25 protein-coding genes and 1 tRNA gene are annotated in these 21,343 nt (G+C 54.3%); 16 read left to right on the top strand and 10 right to left on the bottom strand.

Features of this window, described 5'->3' with window-relative positions; translation table 11 throughout:
• The first annotated feature begins 149 nt into the window (after nt 1-149).
• Nucleotides 150-863, top strand: a complete 714-nt coding sequence (gene tmk, locus RHP47_RS05210) for a dTMP kinase (protein ID WP_149821687.1) — start codon at nt 150-152, stop codon at nt 861-863.
• On the opposite strand, the gene RHP47_RS05205 is transcribed toward tmk, so the two are convergent.
• From RHP47_RS05205 to RHP47_RS05195, 3 genes are read right to left on the bottom strand one after another with little or no spacing between them, the layout of a single operon-like run.
• Entirely contained in the window at nt 789-3,407 is a 2,619-nt protein-coding gene (locus tag RHP47_RS05205; RefSeq protein ID WP_310841230.1) for a DNA polymerase III subunit alpha, read from the bottom strand. The two genes, tmk and RHP47_RS05205, sit on opposite strands and share 75 nt — an antisense overlap.
• A gap of 36 nt (nt 3,408-3,443) precedes the next feature.
• Nucleotides 3,444-3,902, bottom strand: coding sequence for a photosystem II protein PsbQ (psbQ, locus tag RHP47_RS05200; protein ID WP_149818809.1), 459 nt, complete (start codon nt 3,900-3,902; stop codon nt 3,444-3,446).
• 39 nt (nt 3,903-3,941) lie between these two features.
• Nucleotides 3,942-5,702 (bottom strand): NFACT RNA binding domain-containing protein, encoded by a 1,761-nt coding sequence (locus RHP47_RS05195; RefSeq protein ID WP_310841228.1) that lies wholly within the window; start codon nt 5,700-5,702, stop codon nt 3,942-3,944.
• Between the two features lie 90 nt (nt 5,703-5,792).
• Between RHP47_RS05195 and RHP47_RS05190 the strand changes: the two genes are divergently transcribed.
• The 5 genes from RHP47_RS05190 (at nt 5,793) to RHP47_RS05170 (ending at nt 8,685) form a co-directional block, all read left to right on the top strand.
• Entirely contained in the window at nt 5,793-6,329 is a 537-nt protein-coding gene (locus tag RHP47_RS05190) for an RDD family protein (RefSeq protein WP_226972044.1), read from the top strand.
• Nucleotides 6,330-6,364: 35 nt separating this feature from the next.
• Entirely contained in the window at nt 6,365-6,559 is a 195-nt protein-coding gene (gene rpmG / locus RHP47_RS05185) for a 50S ribosomal protein L33 (protein ID WP_149818803.1), read from the top strand.
• Nucleotides 6,560-6,572: 13 nt separating this feature from the next.
• On the top strand, nt 6,573-6,788 hold the full coding sequence (gene rpsR / locus RHP47_RS05180) for a 30S ribosomal protein S18 (RefSeq protein WP_011057896.1): 216 nt from the start codon (nt 6,573-6,575) through the stop codon (nt 6,786-6,788).
• Nucleotides 6,789-6,910: 122 nt separating this feature from the next.
• Nucleotides 6,911-7,972 carry a metal ABC transporter substrate-binding protein gene (locus RHP47_RS05175; RefSeq protein ID WP_286649933.1) on the top strand — a complete coding sequence of 354 codons (1,062 nt, stop codon included), beginning with the start codon at nt 6,911-6,913 and terminating at the stop codon, nt 7,970-7,972.
• A complete protein-coding gene (locus RHP47_RS05170; RefSeq protein WP_149818799.1) occupies nt 7,969-8,685 on the top strand; it encodes a metal ABC transporter ATP-binding protein in 717 nt (238 codons plus the stop codon). The genes RHP47_RS05175 and RHP47_RS05170 overlap by 4 nt, the downstream gene beginning before the upstream one ends.
• Here RHP47_RS05170 and RHP47_RS05165 read toward each other — a convergent pair.
• Complete coding sequence (locus RHP47_RS05165; protein ID WP_149818797.1) at nt 8,682-9,125, bottom strand: NUDIX hydrolase; 444 nt, start codon at nt 9,123-9,125, stop codon at nt 8,682-8,684. The genes RHP47_RS05170 and RHP47_RS05165 overlap by 4 nt on opposite strands.
• 371 nt (nt 9,126-9,496) lie before the next feature.
• Between RHP47_RS05165 and RHP47_RS05160 the strand changes: the two genes are divergently transcribed.
• Together RHP47_RS05160 and RHP47_RS05155 are read left to right on the top strand one after the other, a co-directional pair.
• Complete coding sequence (locus RHP47_RS05160) at nt 9,497-9,817, top strand: DUF1815 family protein (RefSeq protein WP_149818796.1); 321 nt, start codon at nt 9,497-9,499, stop codon at nt 9,815-9,817.
• Between the two features lie 84 nt (nt 9,818-9,901).
• A complete protein-coding gene (locus RHP47_RS05155; RefSeq protein WP_149818795.1) occupies nt 9,902-10,777 on the top strand; it encodes an alpha/beta fold hydrolase in 876 nt (291 codons plus the stop codon).
• 58 nt (nt 10,778-10,835) lie between these two features.
• Here the strand turns inward: RHP47_RS05155 and RHP47_RS05150 are convergent, their stop codons facing one another.
• Nucleotides 10,836-12,074: a DUF4912 domain-containing protein gene (locus RHP47_RS05150; protein WP_149818794.1), complete on the bottom strand. Its 1,239-nt coding sequence runs from the start codon at nt 12,072-12,074 to the stop codon at nt 10,836-10,838.
• 328 nt (nt 12,075-12,402) lie between these two features.
• On the opposite strand from RHP47_RS05150, the gene RHP47_RS05145 reads away from it, so the two are divergent.
• The gene (locus tag RHP47_RS05145; protein ID WP_310841227.1) at nt 12,403-13,653 is read left to right on the top strand and encodes a SufS family cysteine desulfurase; all 1,251 of its coding nucleotides are present in this window, start codon (nt 12,403-12,405) and stop codon (nt 13,651-13,653) included.
• On the opposite strand, the gene RHP47_RS05140 is transcribed toward RHP47_RS05145, so the two are convergent.
• From RHP47_RS05140 to RHP47_RS05120, 5 genes are read right to left on the bottom strand one after another with little or no spacing between them, the layout of a single operon-like run.
• A complete protein-coding gene (locus tag RHP47_RS05140) occupies nt 13,650-15,008 on the bottom strand; it encodes an OB-fold nucleic acid binding domain-containing protein (RefSeq protein WP_302679950.1) in 1,359 nt (452 codons plus the stop codon). The genes RHP47_RS05145 and RHP47_RS05140 overlap by 4 nt on opposite strands.
• A 27-nt stretch (nt 15,009-15,035) precedes the next feature.
• Nucleotides 15,036-15,668 carry a hypothetical protein gene (locus tag RHP47_RS05135; RefSeq protein ID WP_286669007.1) on the bottom strand — a complete coding sequence of 211 codons (633 nt, stop codon included), beginning with the start codon at nt 15,666-15,668 and terminating at the stop codon, nt 15,036-15,038.
• Complete coding sequence (locus RHP47_RS05130) at nt 15,665-16,066, bottom strand: HI0074 family nucleotidyltransferase substrate-binding subunit (protein WP_310841224.1); 402 nt, start codon at nt 16,064-16,066, stop codon at nt 15,665-15,667. Before RHP47_RS05130 ends, RHP47_RS05135 begins: the two co-directional genes overlap by 4 nt.
• Nucleotides 16,042-16,353: a nucleotidyltransferase family protein gene (locus RHP47_RS05125; RefSeq protein ID WP_206199905.1), complete on the bottom strand. Its 312-nt coding sequence runs from the start codon at nt 16,351-16,353 to the stop codon at nt 16,042-16,044. The genes RHP47_RS05130 and RHP47_RS05125 overlap by 25 nt, the downstream gene beginning before the upstream one ends.
• An 18-nt stretch (nt 16,354-16,371) precedes the next feature.
• Entirely contained in the window at nt 16,372-16,917 is a 546-nt protein-coding gene (locus tag RHP47_RS05120; RefSeq protein ID WP_310841222.1) for an Npun_F5560 family protein, read from the bottom strand.
• Nucleotides 16,918-16,976: 59 nt separating this feature from the next.
• Between RHP47_RS05120 and rsmH the strand changes: the two genes are divergently transcribed.
• From rsmH to RHP47_RS13020, 7 genes are all read left to right on the top strand, one after another.
• The gene (gene rsmH, locus RHP47_RS05115; protein WP_310841221.1) at nt 16,977-17,849 is read left to right on the top strand and encodes a 16S rRNA (cytosine(1402)-N(4))-methyltransferase RsmH; all 873 of its coding nucleotides are present in this window, start codon (nt 16,977-16,979) and stop codon (nt 17,847-17,849) included.
• Between the two features lie 88 nt (nt 17,850-17,937).
• Nucleotides 17,938-18,378 carry a hypothetical protein gene (locus RHP47_RS05110; RefSeq protein ID WP_190278241.1) on the top strand — a complete coding sequence of 147 codons (441 nt, stop codon included), beginning with the start codon at nt 17,938-17,940 and terminating at the stop codon, nt 18,376-18,378.
• Between the two features lie 9 nt (nt 18,379-18,387).
• Nucleotides 18,388-20,154 carry a penicillin-binding protein 2 gene (locus tag RHP47_RS05105; protein ID WP_302679944.1) on the top strand — a complete coding sequence of 589 codons (1,767 nt, stop codon included), beginning with the start codon at nt 18,388-18,390 and terminating at the stop codon, nt 20,152-20,154.
• A 24-nt stretch (nt 20,155-20,178) separates the two neighbouring features.
• The gene (gene psbP / locus RHP47_RS05100) at nt 20,179-20,730 is read left to right on the top strand and encodes a photosystem II reaction center PsbP (RefSeq protein ID WP_149818780.1); all 552 of its coding nucleotides are present in this window, start codon (nt 20,179-20,181) and stop codon (nt 20,728-20,730) included.
• A 10-nt stretch (nt 20,731-20,740) separates the two neighbouring features.
• Nucleotides 20,741-20,813: transfer RNA gene (locus RHP47_RS05095), tRNA-Ala, on the top strand.
• Nucleotide 20,814: 1 nt separating this feature from the next.
• Nucleotides 20,815-21,090, top strand: coding sequence for a hypothetical protein (locus RHP47_RS13025; RefSeq protein WP_149821683.1), 276 nt, complete (start codon nt 20,815-20,817; stop codon nt 21,088-21,090).
• Nucleotides 21,078-21,332, top strand: a complete 255-nt coding sequence (locus RHP47_RS13020) for a hypothetical protein (RefSeq protein ID WP_149818778.1) — start codon at nt 21,078-21,080, stop codon at nt 21,330-21,332. Before RHP47_RS13025 ends, RHP47_RS13020 begins: the two co-directional genes overlap by 13 nt.
• Nucleotides 21,333-21,343 lie beyond the last annotated feature (11 nt).

Genomic DNA, 21,343 nt, shown 5'->3' with positions numbered 1-21,343 from the left:
GTGTAATCACGGAACAGACGGGGCGCTCTCGCTGCTGGTGTTCCTAGGAAATCACAGGGAATTGAGCATTACCCCCATTGTAAGGTGACCTGCATTATATGGCAGGATGCCGCGATTATATCAAACCTTTCTTCAAAATCGCTGAATTCATGCATCCCTACACTGGTTTGTTTATTGTCCTAGAGGGGGGAGAGGGTGCCGGCAAAACGACCCAAATGGGGGCGATCACCACATGGCTAGAGGAAAGTGGCTGGCTGGCAAAATTACGATCCGCTGACATTGATCCGCCCTTGCTGCTGACCCGTGAACCGGGGGGAACGCCCCTTGGCCAAGGCCTGCGGCAACTGCTGCTCCATAGTGATTTAGAGATTGATCCCATGGCAGAACTCCTGCTCTATGCCGCCGATCGCGCCCAGCACGTGGCGACGAGTATCCGCCCCCAACTGCAACGGGGGGGCATTGTCCTGTGCGATCGCTACACGGCTTCCACCATTGCCTACCAAGGCTATGGGCGAGGACTGGACTTGAGCCTCATCGAGCACATCAACCAGATTGCCACCGCTGGACTGATGCCGGATTTAGTTCTCTGGCTGGATCTGCCGGTTCAGGTTGGCCTTGCCCGCACCCAACGGCGGGGCATAGCGGATCGCCTAGAGCAGCATGCGGTGGCCTTTCATGAGCGAGTTCGTCAAGGATTTATGGCCTTGGCTAAGGCAGGGGGCGATCGCTGGCAGCGAATTGCGGCGGATCAACCCACTGATCAGGTGAGTGAAGCTATTCAAGATTGTCTAGCGGCTCATCTGCACCGCTGGTTTGAGACCTTGAGCCAGCGCCGTACTGGGGGCGATCGCGAATTGGAATAGCTCTCGTCCTTCCTGAAAAATTTGCTCAATGGGCAGCATCTGGCCACGGGTGGTCATAAAGCGGTGATCAGGTGTCGCACAAATCGTTGAGCCATCCTCAAGTTCATACTCATACACGGGACGGAAGCCCTGAAAGTGCCATTGGGCAATGGGCTGGGTATAAAGATGCCCTTGGGGATCAAGGCTGTAGACCTGACAGGCCAACTGTTCCTGCACCAAGCGGCGAATCGGGACAGCCCCATATTCCACCGTCATCACCGCCGTCTCCCCACTCAGACAGTATTCAGCAAAATCCAGCATCTGCTTAAAGAGTTCTTGGGCGACTGCGCTGGGCACCCCATTTTTAGCCGCTCCCTCAATGAAGAGGGCTTCGTGTTTTTCCATTTCCTCTTTTTTCTTTTTGCCCATCGCGCGGCGGAGCAGATCCGCTTGACCAAGGGAATAGCCCGCCAAGTCCTGCGCCATCCGCATGATCTGCTCCTGATAACAAAGAACGCCGTAGGTTTCCTGCAAAATGGGTTTCAAAAGCTCATGTTGATATTGAATGGGTTCCCGCCCATGCTTGCGGTTAATGAATTTGGGGATCAGGCCTGCATCCAACGGTCCCGGTCGATAGAGTGCCAGCACCGAGGAAATGTCCTCCAAATTTGAGGGCTTCAGTTCTCGAACAATTTGGCGCATCCCCGAAGATTCCAATTGGAAGATCCCCTCCAGTTTGCCTTCAGCAAGGATTTGGTAAGTCTTGGCATCATCGAGGGGGAGGGCATCCAAATCAAGGGTTTTACCGTGGTTTTTCTGGATCAACTCCCGCGTTTTTTGGATCATTGTCAGGTTCTTCAGACCCAAAAAGTCCATCTTCAGGAGGCCAAGGGATTCCAGATCCTCCATGAAATACTGGGTAATCACCGCCCCATCGTTATTGCGTTGCAGCGGCACCAGTTGATCCAAGGGTTCTGAGGCAATGACGACGCCGGCCGCATGGACGCCATAGGTTTTGTTGGTACCTTCAATGCGCATCGCCATATCAATCCAGCGGCGCACCAGCGGATCACTGTCGTACTTTTCCTTGAATTCTGGCGAGGGGGTGTCATCGGAGATCATCACCGCCAATTTGACCGGTTTGCCCCGCACCACGGGAATCAGCTTTGCCATTTGATCCGCTTGGCTATAGGGAATATCCAGCACCCGTGCCACATCCTTGAGCACCGCCTTTGAGGTCATGCGGTTGAAGGTGATGATCTGGGCGACGCGATCGCTGCCGTATTTTTCGGTGACGTACTGGATCACCTCCTCGCGGCGGTCAATGCAGAAGTCCGTATCAATATCGGGCATGGACTTGCGCTCCGGGTTCAAAAACCGCTCAAAGAGCAAGCCGTGGTGTACGGGATCAATGTTGGTAATGCGCAGGGCATAGGCCACAAGGGAACCCGCCGCCGATCCCCGCCCTGGCCCGACGGGAATATTGTGGTCGCGGGCATATTTGATGTAGTCCCAAACCACGAGGAAATAGTTCGAGAACCCCATCTGCTGGAGTATTTTGAGTTCGTATTCCAAGCGCTGCCGGTAGGTGGGATCCAACTGCTGGCGATCGCTCACCTGAAATCGCTCCAACAGTCCTTGCCACGCCACTTGCTCTAGGTAGGTATCGGCTGTATGGCCAGCAGGCACGGGAAACTCTGGACTTTGGGGTTCACGAAAGATGTTATAGGGTTCAATCTTGTCGGCCACTTCGAGGGTATTGGCCAAGGCCTCTTGAATGACCTCCGCAGGCAAGTGATCCCGAAACAGTCGAGCCATTTCAGCGGCGGATTTTAGGTATTCCGTACCGCTATAGCGCATCCGCTTCTCATCAGTGAGCAGCTTGTTGGTCTGGATACAAAGCAGAGCGTCGTGGGCTTCGACGTCATTACAGGAGACAAAGTGGGAGTCATTGGTGGCAATAATTTTGATCCCCAACTCGCGGCCAATGCGCACCAGTTCAACGTTGACTACCCGATCCTCTTGACTGCCGTGATCTTGGATCTCAAGGTAAAAATCCTCACCAAAGGTCTCTTGGTACCAAGCAGCAACACGGCGTGCCAAGTCCAGCTTGCCCTGCAAAATCGCTTGGGGAATTTCACCTGCCAAACAGGCACTGGTGACAATCAGCCCTTCGCGATACTGAGCTAGGAGTTCTTTATTGATGCAGGGGCGAGCAAAAATTCCCTTGCCTTGGCAGCCCTGCAGGTGGGAGATGGTGGTGAGTTTGCAGAGGTTGTGGTAGCCCTGTTTATTTTTGGCCAGCACCACTTGGTGAAAGCGGGGTTTGCGCTCCTGCTTGGTGATGTCGCCATTGATGACGTACATCTCATTGCCAATGATTGGCTTCAGGGGTTTGCCGCGACACAACTTTAACAGCTCAACGGCGCCGTACATCACCCCGTGATCCGTGAGGGCGATCGCGGGCATCCCCAATTCCATTGCCCGTGCCACTAGGTCGGGAAGCTGACTTGCACCATCCAGAAGACTGTAATCACTGTGAATATGCAGACCGACGAAGGACATGGGCAACGGTTATCAACCTAGGAGAAACGCAGGGGACTAGGACAACTCAGGCAAGCTATTGAGATAGGCCTTGAAGTCCGCTTCAGCATCACGGAAGCCCTCTTGAGCCACGGTGACACTATTGAGATCCGCCCCCTGATCAATTTTCAGGAAGTCATCCGTCAGGGCACGGGTCAAAGCTGTGGGGGTGGGTTGATCCTTTGCCAAGAGATTGCGGTTGAGGGCACGCATATCCATCAGCATTTCACCGAGAGGGCCGCGCATAATGTTGCGGGCTTCCTGCCAATCCCCTTTGGCCACACTGACCTCTAGGTCGGCAAAGCGTTCAGCATTTTTCTCAATGTCACTCAGGTAGTCTTGAATGCGAGTAATTTGCAACTCACTATAGGTGGGCGGAGGGGTGGTCGTGGCACTGGGGCCGCCACAGCCGACTAAAATAATGGCAACAACGCTTAATAGGATTGAAATTAGGGATTTTCGATTTAGGCGCAGCATAGAACCTCAGCAGTCAATGGTGTCGTAAAAAACACGGTTCTATTCTGCCATGATCCCGTGGCGATCGCCGCCAGCACCCCCTTGGGTCAGATCGGAAGAGCCATCACTGACACTCAGAGGGCACCCCCACACCACTGTCGCCTGATCGTAGATCACCATCCCCGGATTGGCGCCCTTCGGTTTTTGCACATACTTGCGGCGCGTATAGACCACGGGTACTTGGGCACTGGCACGGGCTTGACTATGGTAGGCCGCCAAATTCGCCACGTATTGAATATCTTTCTCACTGGGCACCTCCCCCGCTGCGAGGCGGAGAATCACATGGCTACCGGGAATCTCTTGGGTGTGAAACCACCAATCGTAGGGACTGGCAACGCGAAAGGTGAGATCGTCATTCTGACGGTTGTTGCGCCCCACGAGAACCGTGAAGCCACTCGGTGTCGTATAGCGTAGGTAGGGACTGGGCGTGGTAGGGGGACGATAGTAATCGGGCGCCGTCAGGTATCCCTGTTGAATCAATTCAGCGCGAATTTCCTCAAGGACATCTAAGGATGTGGCCGTAGTGAGGGTGGCCGCCACCTGATCCAGATAGGCCAGTTCCCCTTCAGCAGCGGTGAGGAGTGGGATAATGTGCTGCTGGGCGCGTTTAAGTTTTTGCTGTTGCTTGTACAACTCCTGCGCCGTTTGGATGGCGCTTTTCTCTGGGGAGAGGGGAATGGCGAGGGGTTCTTGGGTGGCAAAGTCCGTCACGATCAGTTCAGTCATGCCGGGTTGCCACAGGTGGGCATGGGCCATGAGTAAATCGGCTAGGTAGCGTTGGCGATCGCCCCCAGCAGCGGCGGCCAATCGTTCTCGAAAGCCCTCAATTTTAGCGATCAGTTTTTGCCGTTGTGCCTGTAGGCTCTGGCGCAACTGTTGCTGAAGTTGCTGCGTTTGCTGTTGCTGTAGTTGGTTTTGGTAATAGGTGGCGAGAATTTCGTGAATGCTGAGGGTTGAGGGGGTCTGCGTCCCAAGGGAGGGAATGACGCGATAGCCCGTTGATGTAAATTGGGGGACAAAATGCCCGCTCTCTAAACACGCCAGCCAGTGCTGCCAATGGTCAAACAGCCGCCGCCACTCTTCAGCACTTAGCTCTGTGGTGCGGATTTCTAGGGGCAATGCGGCATCCGCCAGTAGTTGCTGTACCAAGGCTGGACTCAGTCCCCGATAGGCCTTCAGAAGTTGCTGCCGCAGCAGTCCGGGAATCACGCTTACCTGTTGTTGCCACTGCTCAAAGGGAATCTCACAACTGGGCAACGCGGCCGTTAGGGGGGGTGGGGGCACATAGGGTTGACCGGTCAGAATTGGGCGCAAGCGGGACTGTTGGGCATTGACTTGGTGGGCAGCAGTAACAATTTCCCCGGCAGCGTTAACCAGAATCACGTTGCTGTACTTGCCCATGATCTCGGCATAGAGACGCCACTGCGTTGCTTCCTGCGGACGAGGGGCAAATTCCAAGACCACGACGCGCTCCCAAGGGTTGACTAACCCCACCCGCACAAGGGCAAGGCGATTGAGTTGGGCATGGAGTTGCTGACTAAAGGTAAAGGTGTCTGGTTGGCGGGGGGGCGGTGGTTCAAAGGCAATGCGTGCCGCTTGGGGATGCCAACTGAGGGTCAGCCAATCCTGTTTTTTCAGCGTGCGCAGCGCCAAGGCAATCGTGTGGCGATCGCGCTGGTAAACCGTTTCGAGCCGTGCCGGTAGCCAATGTTGGAGATCGGCACAAACAGCACGCAGGGTCGTCAAATCAACGGGTTGCACCGTCCAAACTCCGCAGAATTTTTTGAGGGAATCGGCCCCAAGCTATACTAGTGTAGCCACTCTCTGGCCTTTTGCCACCGCGTGTTTGCTATGGCACTTTCCCGTCAATATCCACCCCCCTTACCACTGGCTCAGCCTTGGCGACGGGCGATCGCCACCAGCATTGACTTTATCCTCATCTGGTTGACGAGTGTTGTCGGTATCACGCCGGGAGCCGCCATTCAGTGGGGGCAACTGTTTGTTTTTGCCATCGTTTGGTGGTTGCTGCGGGTGGCGATGGTTAACCGCAATAAGGGTCAAAGCCCCGGCCATTGGCTGATGAATGTGCGCCTGTTGGATCAGCGGCAGCGGACACCGGATCTCCTTTCCCTCAGCAAGCGAGAACTGGTGATTGGTGTCGGGGCACTGTTGACATTGGCAGGCTGGGAGTCCTATGGCCCGAGTATGGCGCTGATTATTTTGGCACTACCCTTGGCCGTTGACTGTAGCTTGGCGTGGATTGATGAAGAGCACCGCACGCTCCACGATCGCCTTGGCGGCACAAAGGTGTATCGCTGCCAGCGGGGCTTTGCCCTTGATCGCAAGCTCATTGAATTGGTGAGCAAAATCCGCAAAGATCTGCCATAATTAGAGATCGGCTCACTGGATAGATAGGCAAGACCATGGCTAAAGCAAAAGGCGCCAGAATCATTATCACCCTAGAATGCACAGAGTGTCGCACTAATCCGGCCAAGCGATCGCCTGGGGTATCTCGCTACACCACCACCAAAAATCGTCGCACCACCACAGGGCGGTTAGAACTGAAGAAATTTTGCCCCCACTGCAACAAGCACACCATTCACAAAGAAATCAAGTAATTAGAGGACAGCTATGGCATTTTATCGGCGACGCATTTCTCCCATTCCCCCTGGACAGCCCATTGATTACAAGGATGTTGATTTACTACGGCGTTTTATCACTGAACGGGGGAAAATCTTGCCGCGGCGGGTGACTGGTCTCACGGCCAAGCAACAGCGACAACTGGCAGTGGCCATTAAGCGGGCACGGATCATGGCACTCTTGCCGTTCTTGAATCTCGAAGGCTAAAAACTCGCGATCGCTAATTGGTTTTTGCGCAGGGGTAGGTTGAGGCTTGCCCCTTTATTTTTGCTTGCTCTCCCTGCTTAAGTGTGCAAATATGAGAATGGTTATCATTCATCTATTTCTCTATGGCTATCCAAGCTCACCTTAAACGCTGGGGGCTGCTGGTAACTCTGGGGGTATTTTTGGGCAGTTGTGCCCCCCAAGCCCAGTCGCCACAGGAGCAGGAGACCTCACAGGCAGAAGCCCAATTCACAATTGTGACGACTTTCTTACCCATCACTGCCTTTACAAAAGCGGTCGCAGGCGATCGCGCCACTGTTGAGCAACTCTTGCCGGCCAATATTGACCCCCATGACTTTCAAGCGCGGCCTGAGGATGTGCGGCTGCTGGCCACAGCAAGGGTTTTGGTCAAAAATGGCCTTGAGATGGAAACCTTTTTAGACAAACTGATTGAAAATGCCGCCAATCCCAATCTCAAGATCATTGATACCAGCGCGGGGGTGGCCACCCTTGCCAGCGAAAAGGATGATCACGATCACCACCACGACCACGTTCATGATGACCACGGTCACAGCCACGGTGAATTCAATCCCCACATTTGGCTAGATCCCCAGCGCGCCATGCAGCAGGTGAAAAACATTCGCGATGGTCTGATTGCTGTGGATCCCGAAGGGGCTGCCATCTACAAGCAAAATAGTGCCGCCTTTATTCAGGAGTTAGACGCCCTAGATGCCCTCGCCCGGGAAAAACTCGCTCCCTTTGCGGGCAAAACATTTGTGGTTTATCACGATGTGGCGCCCTATTTTGCCGAGAGTTATAACCTGAAAGCAATCTATCTCGTGGGCATTCCGTCGGTTAATCCCTCACCTGCGGATGTGCAGCGGGTGATGCAGGCGGTGCAACAAAGTGATCTGAAAACGCTCCTGACGGAACCGGGGCAAGAACAGGTCTTTGACAGTTTAGCGCAGGATTTGGGCGTAAAAGTGAGTGTGTTTGATCCCCTAGAGCGTGCTCCCACTGCCGCTGATCTCACGCCGACCTACTTCCTGCAAAGAATGGAGCAAAACATTCGCAATCTGGCTGAGGCTTTTGGGGCGCAACAGCAAGCCTATCGTCGTCCCGATGCGATCGCGGTGGTAGGGACATGGTGGATGCAGGTGAATAGACCGTTAGGGGCAGCACTGTGAACGAATACCTGCTAGAGGTGGCAAACCTCTCGGTGCGGCGGGGCGATCGCTGGGTGGTGGAAAATGTCTCCTTTACCCTCGCCGCCAATACGAATATGGCCATTATTGGTCCCAATGGGGCGGGCAAAAGTAGCCTGATTCAAGCCATTTTGGGCATTATTCCCTACCAGCAGGGGCGGGTGACCCTCTTGGGCTATGGTATGGGCTATCGCCGCACACTCCCCTATGTCCGCCAACAGGTAGCCTACTTGCCGCAAAATTTTCAGTGCGATCCACGCATTCCGATCACCGTGGCTGAATTTGTGGGTTTGGGCTGGGGGCAACCTACGTGGCAGTGGCCTTGGCAGCACCGACAGCAGCGCGATCGCGCCATCTTGGAAAGTCTCCAACGCCTGCACCTCGAGCATCTTGCGACACAACCCATGAGTTCCCTTTCCGGGGGCGAAACAAAACGCGCCCTCTTGGCCTATTGCTTGGTGCAACCCCGTCGTCTCCTGATTTTGGATGAAGCTCCCGCTGGCTTAGATCTCCGAGGTGAGCAACAATTTTATGACCTCCTAGAGACCCTCAAGGTGAGTGAGGGCTGGGCGATTTTACAAATTTCCCATCACTTGGAGCGGGTAAGGGCAACCTGTGATCAGGTGCTGTATCTCGATCGCTCTGTCCAAGGACTGGGAACCCCCGAACGGGTGCTGCAACAGTTTGCTGCTTAAACGGGGGATTCTCTCCTAGCAAAGAAATCCAGCAGAATGCGCTGGTGGATGGCGCCTAAGGGGCGATCTTCGCCGAGGGTTTGGGCATAGTGAACCCCAGCCACCACAGAATCGTAGGGTACCAAGTCCATGCCCTGTCCTTCGTTGAGTACCAAGTTTTCCAGTGCACACGTCAAAGGGCCTGTGAAAATATAGCGATGCACTTGGGGATCGCCGTACTCTCCAAAAAAGGTGAGGTGAGGTGGGCAGTAGCCAATCTCCTCATAGACTTCCCGCTGGACACCCGCGAGCGGTGCTTCTTCGGGTTCAAGATGACCGCCAAAAAGTCCCCAGTGGCCGGCATACAAGATATGGGGATAATCATCTCGCAGTTGCATGAGAACGCGATCGCCTTGGTAAAGAACCGCAAGGGCAACGGGAACAATTGGGCTTGCTGGCATTGTCTTGCAAAATGTGTCGTTAGGGCTACTCTACCCTAGAAACGTAAAGCCAATCCTAAAGCAGATTAAAGGTAAAATGAAGAGTACAGCAGCAAAAACAAATCAACAGCCGCTAAAACGTTAAGCAAGGGGTAGCCAGAGGTAAAAGTCGCGCTCTAGAGGACTCTCCCCAACGGGCAGCTGTCAAGTCTCCTCTTTCATAAGATTGTCTCGATAACAAATTTTAGCTTTTCTGATTTTTCTATCAAATTTTACAAATGGCTGCAGGGTTTTAACAACGTTGGTACAGCATTGCCCTTTCTTAAGATTGTCTTAATATTTCCCTAGCAGCTGTGCTATAACTTTGTTCATTGCTTGGAGTGAATCGTCCTATGTTTTACCGCTTAGCCGAACAACACCGCCAGTTTATTCGCGATTTAGTGCTGAACCTGCAAGCTCTGGCAATCGCCCTAGAAAATCGAGGCTACATGGCCTCCTGCTACACCTGTGGCGGTGAACTCAACAGTGCCTCCTTCATGGTCAGTTTGGCCGACAACCACCTGATTCGCTTTTTGGTCTCTGACTATGGGATCACTTGGACTGAAATGCGCGATGACCGCGAACTCATGAAACTCGAAGGGGCAGAGGCCATCAATCAACTGCAAGAACTGGCCAATCTCCTCAAGGAAGTCCGTATCCCCACTGCGGTTTAACCCTGTCGGGGCTATCCTTCGTTCTTTTGTCGGTGCTAGCTTAAAAGTAGCTGGACTTTCCTTCTACTTTGATCCCCACCCTCAATGACTGAAGCGTCCCTTAGTTGGCAACACCAGTACCTCAGCGTTAACCAAGTACGCCTGCACTATGTCACCCAAGGCAGCGGTGATCTTGTGATTCTGTTGCATGGCTTTCCAGAGTTTTGGTACTCTTGGCGATTTCAAATTCCCGTGCTGGCTCGTCATTTCAAGGTTGTAGTGCCAGATCTACGGGGCTACAATGACTCCGAGAAGCCTGCCCACGGCTATGATCTCGATACCCTCAGCCAAGATGTCACGGCGCTGATCCAAGAACTGGGCTATGAACGCGCCCACATTGTCGGTCATGATTGCGGTGGCCTGATTGCTTGGCATGTGGCGGCACGTTTTCCGCAGAGGGTGCAGCATTTAGCCGTCTTGAATACCCCCCACCCCTACCGTGTGGGACTGGAACTCTGGCAACAGGTAGAGCATTTTTGGCGCAACTGGCCACTGTTGGCCTGCCACATCCCCGGCTTAGCGGAATACTGGCTAGGGCATAATCTGCAGAGTTTTTTACAGGATCTCTTTCAACGCTACTCCATCCGCAAGGCTGCCTTCTCGGCAGAAACTGTGCAACTCTATCAAGCCGCCCTTGAAAAAGCGGGGGCGATCGCTGCGGTGCTCAAAAGTTATCGCCATCTTTTTTCACCCCAACAGTGGTGGCACCTACTGCAACAGCACACGGAAGCCATTACCAGCCCCACCCTGATTCTCTGGGGCGCCGATGATCCCCTCGCCCAACCCAGCCTTGCCAATGGCATCGAAGCGTGGATCCATGCACCGTGGCGGCTGAAATATCTGCCCGACTGTGGCCACTGGGCACAACAGGAAGTGCCGGGGCTAGTCAATCGTGAACTGCTTGCCTTTTTGCGTGCCTAAAAAAATCCCCCCACCCATCGGCAGAGGGAAAGGCATGGATTGAGCTAACCATCTTAGCTTAGGCTAGCCACTCCAGCACCGCTTCTTCCTTGGTATTGGTGCGACGTTCGGGGGTTTCGCGGGTGAACTTCATGTGAATGGCGCGGTTTTGTTCCCCATCTGCCGCCACTGCCAAGATCGGGAAGTCGATGAGGCCATCTTGGAAGGACATCTGGAAGCGGAAGGTGCCATCGGGATTGAGTTTGATCGGGCGCCCACCAATGGTGACGGTGGCATCTGGCTCCGTAGCCCCATAGACAATGAGTTCAGCATCCGCCACCAACCAGAATTTGCGGGGACGAATGGGAGCCGCCGAAGCTGAGAAGCCAACGCCCGACATCGTCAGACCCGAGACCGTCGGCACAGCCCATAGGCCAACCCCCGAGGGGAAGACGTAGGAACTGATGGCCATTTCGGGCAACTGGGAGATGGAGCCGGGGACTTGGTGCATGGAACCAAAGAGAGAACCTGCCACCCGCTGCGCTTCGGCTCCTTCGGCCATGGCAAAGATGCCTTCGTAAATGGGATGGGGTTCGGCAGTGCCCGCCAAGGGTGCCCCCAGATCAAAGAGGGTTTTGCCCCGCAGATCCATATCCCAATCCACCGTAATGAATTGATCCCAGACCCAATCTGAGGGGTAGGTGGGGGGAATATGCACAGGGGCAGAACGGGCTAGAACCAACCAGCGGCCATCGGCACAGCGGTAACCAATTTCCACCACATAGTCGCGATCGCTCACGGGGATGGGCAGATACCACTCCCGCGCCAACTCATCGCAGGGGTACTCCTGAACACTGTGGGGAATTTGGCTATCGAGGTTGATATTCGTGGCATCGTAGAGCCGTAGAGCCAGTTGCTGACCCCCTTGCCGCCGCAATTCTTCGCGGTGCTCGTTGGGCACATCCCAATAGGCGTAGGCCCACTGCGGATCCCGGGGCATGAGGACAATGCGGCTTTCACCATAGCCCCCCGGCAAATCCCCAAGGCCTTCATCTACAGAGGCCAAGAGAACATCCTCTTGAGCAGGACCGAGGTCAAATTTTGCTGCTTCCACTTTTTCTTGCGACTCCAGATTAGAGGGGACAGGTTGGACAGAAATGGTAGTGGTGGATCCGTTGGCTTGCGCCTGCTTTTCACGGATGGCAGCGAGGAGTTGATCTTTGCGCATACGGCTATAACGGGACACTTGCAGTTCACTGGCGACGCGCCGCAACTGCCGCAAGGTCATTTCTTCTAGAGGGGGGCGATCTTTCGGCATGGGTGCCTCCTTATCGTGGGTTGATAGACAGAGCTATCCTTTGCCCTTGATCTTTGGCAAAAAAGTCTTGGGGCGTCAAGGGAATTCGGGCATACTTCTAGGAATTTATACGCAGTTTAGTCTTTTGCAGGGATCAAATGTCAAGATTTCATAACATTTATTCTGCACGGGGATCAAGATAGCGGTTTGCTATTCCTGTTCAGCCTCAAACCACCTTCTGCGAGGGGGAAGGGAGTATAGTGAGAAATGTATCCCTGCAAATGCCGTGGGGACTTGCCAGGAAATTCCTGAATGTTACTGATGTCACCACAACCACACCACAACCACTATGACGATCGCCCCGAGCCGCTCCCTCGCTGACCTTTGCCGTGCTGACTTTCCGATTTTGGCGCGACAGGTGCACGATCGCCCCCTGATTTACTTTGACAATGCGGCCACCTCCCAAAAGCCCTTGGCAGTTCTCAATACCCTTGAGGACTACTATCGTCGCTACAACTCGAATGTCCATCGGGGCGTACACACGCTGAGTGCTGAGGCGACCACGGCCTACGAAGGGGCACGGGAAAAAGTGGCGCGTTTTGTCAATGCCCCCCATGCCGAGGAGATTATCTATACCCGCAATGCCAGTGAGGCGATTAACCTCGTGGCCTATAGCTGGGGCATGAATACGCTGCAGGAAGGGGATGAAATAATCCTGACGGTGATGGAGCACCACAGTAATTTGATTCCGTGGCAGTTTGTGGCTCAGAAAACCGGTGCTCGCCTCAAGTTTGTCGAACTGACGCCAGAGCAAACGTTTGATCTTGACCACTACGCAAGTCTTTTGAGCGATCGCACGCGGTTAGTGGCCGTCGCCCATGTATCCAACACGCTGGGGTGCCTCAACCCGATTCCCGAGATTGTGCGTCTTGCCCATGCCAAGGGGGCGCGGGTACTGGTGGATGCCTGCCAAAGTGTGCCTCACCTCCCCATTGATGTGCAGCAGTTGGGCTGCGATTGGCTGGTGGCCTCCGGTCATAAAATGTGTGCACCCACGGGCATTGGTTTCCTCTGGGGACGCGCGGAACTCCTGCGGCAAATGCCCCCCTTCTTGGGCGGTGGCGAAATGATTGCCGATGTCTTTTTTGAACATGCCACCTATGCGGATATTCCCCACAAGTTTGAAGCGGGAACGCCAGCGATTGCGGAGGCGATCGCCCTTGGTGCAGCGGTAGATTACCTGAGTCAGTGGGGAATGGAGCGCATCCATGCCTACGAACAGGAACTGACGGCTTATCTCTTTGAACGCCTCCAAGAGCTTCCCGGTGTCACAGTGTATGGCCCCAAATCGGGCGATCGCGCTGCCTTGGCCAGCTTTACCGTTGGTGAGGTGCATCCCCACGATCTCTCGACCATCCTTGATCAGTCGGGGATTGCCATCCGCGCAGGACACCACTGCACACAGCCCTTGCACCGCTATTTAGGGGTTCAGTCCACGGCACGAGCCAGCCTCTATTTCTACAACACCCGTGCTGAAATTGATCAGTTTATTGCTGCCCTTGGAGAAGCCATTGCCTTCTTTAGTGATGTCTTTGCCTAGAGCTTGAGGCTCAGCAGTTCACTGGCTTGGGCGTGAAAACCGGCACTGGTGAGGGCATGGCGGGCGCGATCGGCATCTTCAACGCGAAACTGCGGTCCTAGGCGCACGTACTGGGCATGGTAGCCATCGGTCACTTTGACCACCACCGGCACCTTGGGCATGTCACCCACCTGTTGTTTGAGCACTTCCGAGAGGCGACTTTGGGCTTGAATGTCCCCCGCTTGCTCAACAGGCAAATCCACAAGCACCAGTTTCACTTCTTCAAGGGGTTCGGCATCTTCAATAAGGAGTTGGGGGCGATCGTCGCGCATCTCTAGGGTGCCCCACAGCAGTAGCCGATGATCAAGCTGCAATTGGCCATGAATCCGCTCGTAGGCTTTGGGAAAAACCACGGCCTCTGCCTGGCCCGTGAGGTCTTCCAACTGGACAATGGCCATTCGCTCGCCGCGCTTGGTGGTAATGGGCTTGAGGCCCGTCAGCAGGGCAATGACACTCACCATCCCTTGACCTGTGTGCTGCTCGAGATCCGCCAAGCTAATAGGGGCAATCATGGCCGCTGGTCGGTGAATATCTTTGAGGGGATGGTTCGACACATAAAATCCCAGGAGGTCTTTTTCTTGGCGGAGCTTTTCGGCATCCGGCAAATCATCCACTGGGGGCGCACTGGGGGCTGGGTCATAGCTACCGCCGAATTCATTGCCGGAGCCACTAGGCAACATATCAAAGAGGTTGACTTGCCCCACCGCCCGATCCTTGGCGCGCGCCTGTGCCCACTCCAGCACAAGGGGGAGATCCTGCATCAGTTGGTTACGGTTGCGCTGGGGATGGAGACTATCCATGGCACCACAGGCAATGAGGGATTCAAGGGCACGACGGTTGAGAATGCGGCTATCGCCCCCCGCACGCGGAACCCGTTCGCAAAAATCCGCCAAACTTTGAAAGGCGCCCCCCTCTGCCCGTGCCTGTAAAATGGCCTCAATCACCCCCTGACCGACATTGCGCACTGCCGACAGACCAAAAAGAATTTTGTCCCCCACGGGCGTAAAGTCAATATCCGAGCGATTCACATCGGGGGGAAGAACCTCAATCCCCATGCTCAGGCAAGTGGCAATATAGCGCTGTACCTTGTCTTGGTCGCCACTATTCGCCGTGAGCAAGGCGGCCATGTACTCGACGGGAAAGTTGGCCTTGAGAAAGGCGGTTTGATAGGTCACATAGCCGTAGGCCGTGGAGTGGGACTTGTTGAAGCAATTGGCGGCGATCGCTCCATTGGCCAAGAGAAAATTGTGATCCCCAGCTAAACCAATGTCATAGACCGCTTGCCAACCCACTAGCCGCCGGCGGACAATCTTCACGCTTCACCTTGCCAAACGCTGCGCTCTCTATTCTAATCGTCGCACTGTGTCGCGAGCAGGAATCCGCACATCCCGCAATGGTATCCCCCTGAGACACTGGTAGTGAGCCGTCAACCAGTCGGGGGTTTGCACACCAATACTGGCTAGAGCCGCCACGGTTGGAAAAGGCCACAGCTGCTCAAAGATCACTTCCCCCTGCCAGCCAAATTGCAGAAAATAGCAGCCCACCGGTGCCTGTAAGTGATCTAGGAGTCGCCGTCCGAGGTCATAGAGGGTTTGTCGCTGGCGATCGCTGGCATGGATGGGTAACTGCCATGTCCCTTCAAGGCAGCCAATGATTTCGCCAAAGAGGGTTCCCTTTGCCGTTTGCGCTAGTGGCAACTGATAGAGACCCCCTGTGCTGGTTCGTATCCCCCACTGGGTAACCAAGGCAGGCAAAGCTTGACACTGCTGCCAAAGCTCGGATGCTGCCCAATGGGTGAGGCTATAGTCTAGCACCTGCGGTTGGGGAGCGATCGCGATCGGGGCATCGAGGGGACAAATGGCAATCTCGGCACTGTCCTGACACTGTTGCAGCAGGGGTACCACTTGGGTCACGACTTGATCCGCAGACAGTTCGGCTTCCCTTGGCTGTGCCGCACACCAAATCCGTATTTTCAATCCTCTAATCCTCCTGCTGCGAGGGCAGCTAACCAGCGATCCATGAGCATGGCGTGCTGTGCTAACCGCGAGAAAATTGCATCTGCCAAGGTCTCATTGTAGGTGTGGACGGTTAAGTTGCGATCATCCACCATTTTTAGCGCTAAACGGCCTTCCTCTGGAGTAAGTAGGCCAACAGCCAAGCAAGCACGGATCACGCCCTTCGGTGAGGCGATGTCTAATCCTTCGCGTTCCCGTAGATATAGCTGTGCTGCTTTCCAGACGGCTTCTAGGGTGTATTCAAATCGCTGAATTGCAGCATCACGAATAATCGTATCTGTGCGCTTGCCCAAGGGCAATTCTTGCAAAGTAGCTAGTGCTCTTTGGGCAACCACTAATCGTTCCCTGAGCCGATCCACTCAATTCCCTCTGCAATCACTCGCGATCGAAAGTCGGCGGACACTTCTGATAAATCCACGACATCGACTGGATAGATCAAATTGGACATCTCTAGGCGCTCCCGCAACTCACTCAACAGCCCCACGGGCAGTGGTGCAAGGGGCAAAATCCCGACATCTAAGTCAGAGCTTTGGCGCAGAGCACCACGGGCAGCCGAGCCGAATAGATAGACCTTGACGGGAAGCCCTGTAAAAAAGTCTTCTAGTATTTTTTTGAGTTCCCGCAGATCTTCGTTGGCAGGGGTCACGCTTTGATTCCTGTCCACCTAAGTATTAAAGCTGGGAATCAAGCCAACGCGCGCAGGTTGCAATGAGGGGAATCCCTGCTGTTGTTGCTGGCGGGCTTGAGCGGCCAAGAGGGTTTGCAGATTCCGCAGTTCGGCACGCAGTTGGGCATTTTCTTTTTCGAGGCTTTCAATCTTCAGTTTGACTTGACTGAGCCGCTCACTAAATTTTTGCCGATAGACTTCGGGCATTTCTTGGATGACGCGCTCTAGCATCTCATTGCGATCGCTCAATTCAATGACTTGAGCTTTCAATTCATTCATTTGCGCTTCACGACTTTGGCTCTGCTGCTGGTAGGCAAGGATCTGTTCTTGATAGGCAGCAATTTGTGCTTCCACCTGTTGCACTTGGGCTTGCAGCAACTTCAGGGCTGCGGCATTGGCGGCCTCGGTCTTGCGGGCTTGGTAAAAGCGCACAAATAACTCAGGATGCTGCACCATGAGTTGATAGAGTTCCTCTGAGAGTTGCTGCACGAGTTGATCCCGTATCAGCAGTTCATCGGCTAAGTTGAGGGAAGTATCGTTCACGGCGGCTGCTCTCCAAGGGACTGTGCTGTGGCAAATTTTACGCTGGTTCTGATCCGCTCATGCAAGATTTGGAATTTTCCACCTACCATCAACCGGTGCTGGCAACTGCGGTGCTTGCGGCACTCCAGCCCAAGGCCGGGGGACTATACTTGGATGCAACGGTGGGGGGTGGCGGCCACACGGCGCTGCTCTTACGGAGTGAACCCACTTGTCGGGTGCTGGCGATCGATCAAGACCCCATGGCCTTAGCGGCGGCTCAGGAATTCCTCGCCCCCTTTGGCGATCGCGTCCAGTTTTGGCACGGCAACTTTGCTGATCTGCCTGTGGCTGAGCCGATGTTTGATGGCATTCTCGCAGATTTAGGCGTGAGTTCCGCCCAGTTGGATCGTCCAGAGCGGGGCTTTAGTTTTCGCTTTGATGCCCCCCTCGATATGCGCATGAACCCCAATAACCCCTTGACCGCCGCAACGGTGATTAATCACTACAGCGAGCGAGAACTGGCGGATATTTTCTATGAGTATGGCGAAGAACGCTTTGCCCGCCGCATTGCCCGCCACATTGTTGCCCGTCGTCCCCTTGCCACCACCCAAGAACTGGCGCAGTTGGTTGCCCACTGCCTCAAGGCTTCTCCGCGGCAACGCATTCATCCAGCCACACGGGTTTTTCAGGCCTTGCGTATCTATGTGAACCAAGAGCTAGCGGTGCTCGACCAATTTTTGGCGCGATCGCCCCAGTGGTTAAGGCCCGCAGGGCGCATTGCCGTCATTAGCTTCCATAGCTTGGAAGATCGGCGGGTGAAGCAGGCGTGGCGTGGCAATCCCCTCTTGGCAGTTGTGACTCGTAAACCGATTGTGGCGGATGCAGCGGAAGTTGCTCTCAACCCGCGATCGCGATCGGCAAAGCTACGAATTGCAGCGCGTACTTTTGCATGAATTGCCCGAATGATGGTTTATTTATGGGTATCTTTACAGTGCGTCATAATCTTTTAGGGTAATAAATTGCTGAGGAGTGCTGGCGTCTATGGTTGCTGCCCCTAAATTCAAATCCCGATTTATTCCCCAATCGTCGCCAACCCTAACGGAAATTCGGCCCCTCCCCAAGCCGCAAATGCCCCTGTGGCAAAAAACTTTGCTGGGGATTCAATGGGTTTCTGGGGTGGCGGCCACCAGTGCCCTCGTGGCTGTACTGCCTCTCTATGGTTGGTCAGCCCTCTCTGAGCGGCAGTGGAGTCAAGCCTATGACCGCTTAGAAACCCTCAAACGGCAGGAGCGGGAGCTATTGGTGAGCAATGAAACCCTCCGCTATCGGGTGACGCAGCAAGTGCAACGCGCTCCTCAAGGGCTTGTTCCCCAAACGCCGCAACACGTTCTTTTTGTGCCCAATGAGGGCAAGATTGCTGCCAAAACTCATTTTGAACGCCCCCCCGTGACACCACCGCCGCAGCGCACTGTCAATTACTGATCGCTCTCCATGACAACGGCCCGCCCCCAAAACCAATCCCTGCCACCCTTGCGAGTTGGCTTGATCTTTGGCTTTTTGCTGATGGTGATGGGGGGTGTGGTTGCTCGCCTAGTTTATTTGCAAGTGGTTCAGGGGGAAACCTTAGCGGCACGGGCACAGCAACAACAACGGCGCTATACTCCGCCAACCTTGGCACGCTACCCAATTACCGATCGCCGAGAGACGGTTGTTGCCCTAGATCGGCCTGTGTTTACCCTCTTTGCCCATCCAATTCAGTTCAAAGTTGAGCGGCGGGCGATCGCCCGCGATCTGGCTCCTTTACTCAAGCAATCTCCAGAGCAACTGTTGGCCAAGTTCAGTACCTACCCAACGGGGGTACCCATTGCCTACGACATTGACGAGGAAACTGCTGCTAAAATTCGTGCTCTCAACCACGATGGCTTGGAACTGAACCAAGCGTGGCAGCGCATTTATCCGCAGCAGGAACTCATGGCGGGCGTTGTCGGCTATGTGGATCGAGAACACCAAGGTCAAGCGGGGATTGAGTTTAGCCAAAACCAGTTTTTACTGGTTCCCCATAACCGCCAGCTCCTGTCAACCAATGCTTTGGGTCAATGGTTACCTGCCCTTGCCCCTGCGGATCTGCGTGCTTTGAGTCAGGGGTACCATGTGCGCCTCACGATTGATACTCGTTTGCAACAAACAGCACGCCAAGCCCTGCAACAGCAGTTACGCAAATTCAACGCTAAGCGGGGCACGGTCATTGTCCTAGAAGTGAAAACTGGTGCACTGCGGGCACTGGTCTCAGAACCTTCCTACGATCCCAATCATTACTACCGTGCTGATCCGGCACTGTTTCGCAACTGGGCGGTATCGGATCTCTACGAGCCAGGATCAACCTTTAAGCCGATCAACACCGCGATCGCCCTTGAACTCAATGCCATTACTCCCGATACAGTGCTACCCGATGAGGGGCGGATTACGGTGGGGGGCTGGCCAATTCAAAACAGTGATTTTAGTCAGCGGGGCGGCCGCGGTGCCCTCAATATTGCCCAAATTCTTGCCTACTCCAGCAATGTGGCCATGGTGCACATGATGAACCGCATTCCCGCCCGCCACTACTATCGCTATCTGCATCGCTTGGGGCTGACCGAGAAGGTGGGCAGTGATCTCCCCTTTGAAACCGCCGCTCAATTAAAGCCCCCGGAGCAATTTATTAACTACCCCATTGAACCGGCAACAACGGCCTTTGGCCAAGGCTTTTCCCTGACCCCGCTGCATTTGGCTCAACTATTGGGGGCGATCGCCAACGGGGGAGAGATGGTCACTCCCCATGTCATTGATGGCCTCTACGATGAAAATGGCCAACTGCAAAAACGCCTTGAGCAACGCCCCCCTCGACGGGTCTTCTCGCAGCGCACCAGTCAAGCAGTGGTCAAAATGCTGGGAGAAGTTGTGCGCTTCGGTACAGGGAAACCCGCCCATATTCCCGGCTACCGCTTGGGGGGTAAAACCGGCACAGCACAAAAAGCAATTGGCGGTACCTACAGCAATCTGCGCATCACGAGCTTTGCGGCTATTTTTCCCCTTGATCAGCCGCAGTATGTGATTTTGGCGGTAGTGGATGAACCCAAGGGGGATGATGCCTATGGCTCAACGGTGGCGATTCCCATTGTGCGAGCGGTAACGGAGTCACTGATTACGATTGAGGGCATTCCCCCCTCACATCCAGAGGAATTGCGCCGCCCCGCTACGCCAGCTTCGGTGTCACAATAGGGAAGAACAGCGCAAAAGGACGGTATGATTCAACGGTTTTTTGCCACAGCGTTGGCGATTCTTGTGGTGCTGCTGGGAGGGTGTTCGGCCACCAGTGGGCTACAGGCCTATGTGGATAGCTACGATGGCTATGAGTTTCTCTACCCCCGCGGTTGGGTACAAGTACAGGTGGATGACCCCGTGGATGTGGTCTTTCACGACATTATCGAGACGACAGAAAACGTCAGTGTGGTCGTGAATACGGTTTCCAGCACAAAGTCTCTTGAGGAATTGGGGTCACCAGAGGAGGTGGGCGATCGCCTGCTGCGCAATATCATTGCCCCAACTGAAAGCGGGCGCAGTTCTGCCCTGATTTCCGCTAGCTCCCAAAAGGCAGATGATAAGACCTACTACATTCTGGAGTATGCCGTCACTCTGCCGGGGGATGGGGACAATGCTCAGCAGCGACACAATTTATCGAGTATTGCTGTGAGCCGAGGAAAGGTCTATACCTTGAGTGTGTCAGCTCCCGAGGAGCGCTGGCCAAAGGTAGAAGACCAATTTAAGACCATCGTGTCCTCGTTTACCGTATATTAAAGAAAGAACTGGGGAGTTAGCTCAGTTGGTAGAGCGTCGCGATCGCACCGCGAAGGTCAGGGATTCGAGTTCCCTACTCTCCATATTTTTGCCCCCTTTTCAATTGAGGAGTATTGGCAACGGCTGCTCATCAAGCACCCTGATATTGAAGAGTTGGAAGATTGTGTGCGGTTAGCTCTTTCTACACCAGATGAGGTTCGTCGCAGTAGCCGAGATTCAGGAGTATTATTGTTTTATCGGGTACAGCGAGAAAAACGTTGGGTTGTTGCAGTGGCACGATGCTTAAATGGAGATGGTTTTTTAATCACTGCTTATCAAACTGACGCCATTAAAGAAGGGGAGACAGTGTGGCTCAAATAAGAGTATTTTATGAGCCAGAAACAGAGCTGTTAAGTGTATTCTGGCAAGTTCCACGAAGAAACCAGGTTGCGACAGAACTTGGAGATGGGGTGATTTTGTTCAAGGATGGGGTGACTGGGGAGCCAATTGGTTTAGAAATCCTGTCATATCGTCCCGGGGACGATCGCTTTGATGCTGTCAGTGTCGTTTCAATCCTCGATCGCCCCGAAGGACGATCGCAATCTTCTAGATCAATTTTATAGCTATTCTAATA

It is taken from the genome of Thermosynechococcus sp. QKsg1, assembly GCF_031586415.1.
Taxonomy (GTDB): domain Bacteria; phylum Cyanobacteriota; class Cyanobacteriia; order Thermosynechococcales; family Thermosynechococcaceae; genus Thermosynechococcus.
This window is presented reverse-complemented; position numbering and strand designations above follow the sequence as displayed.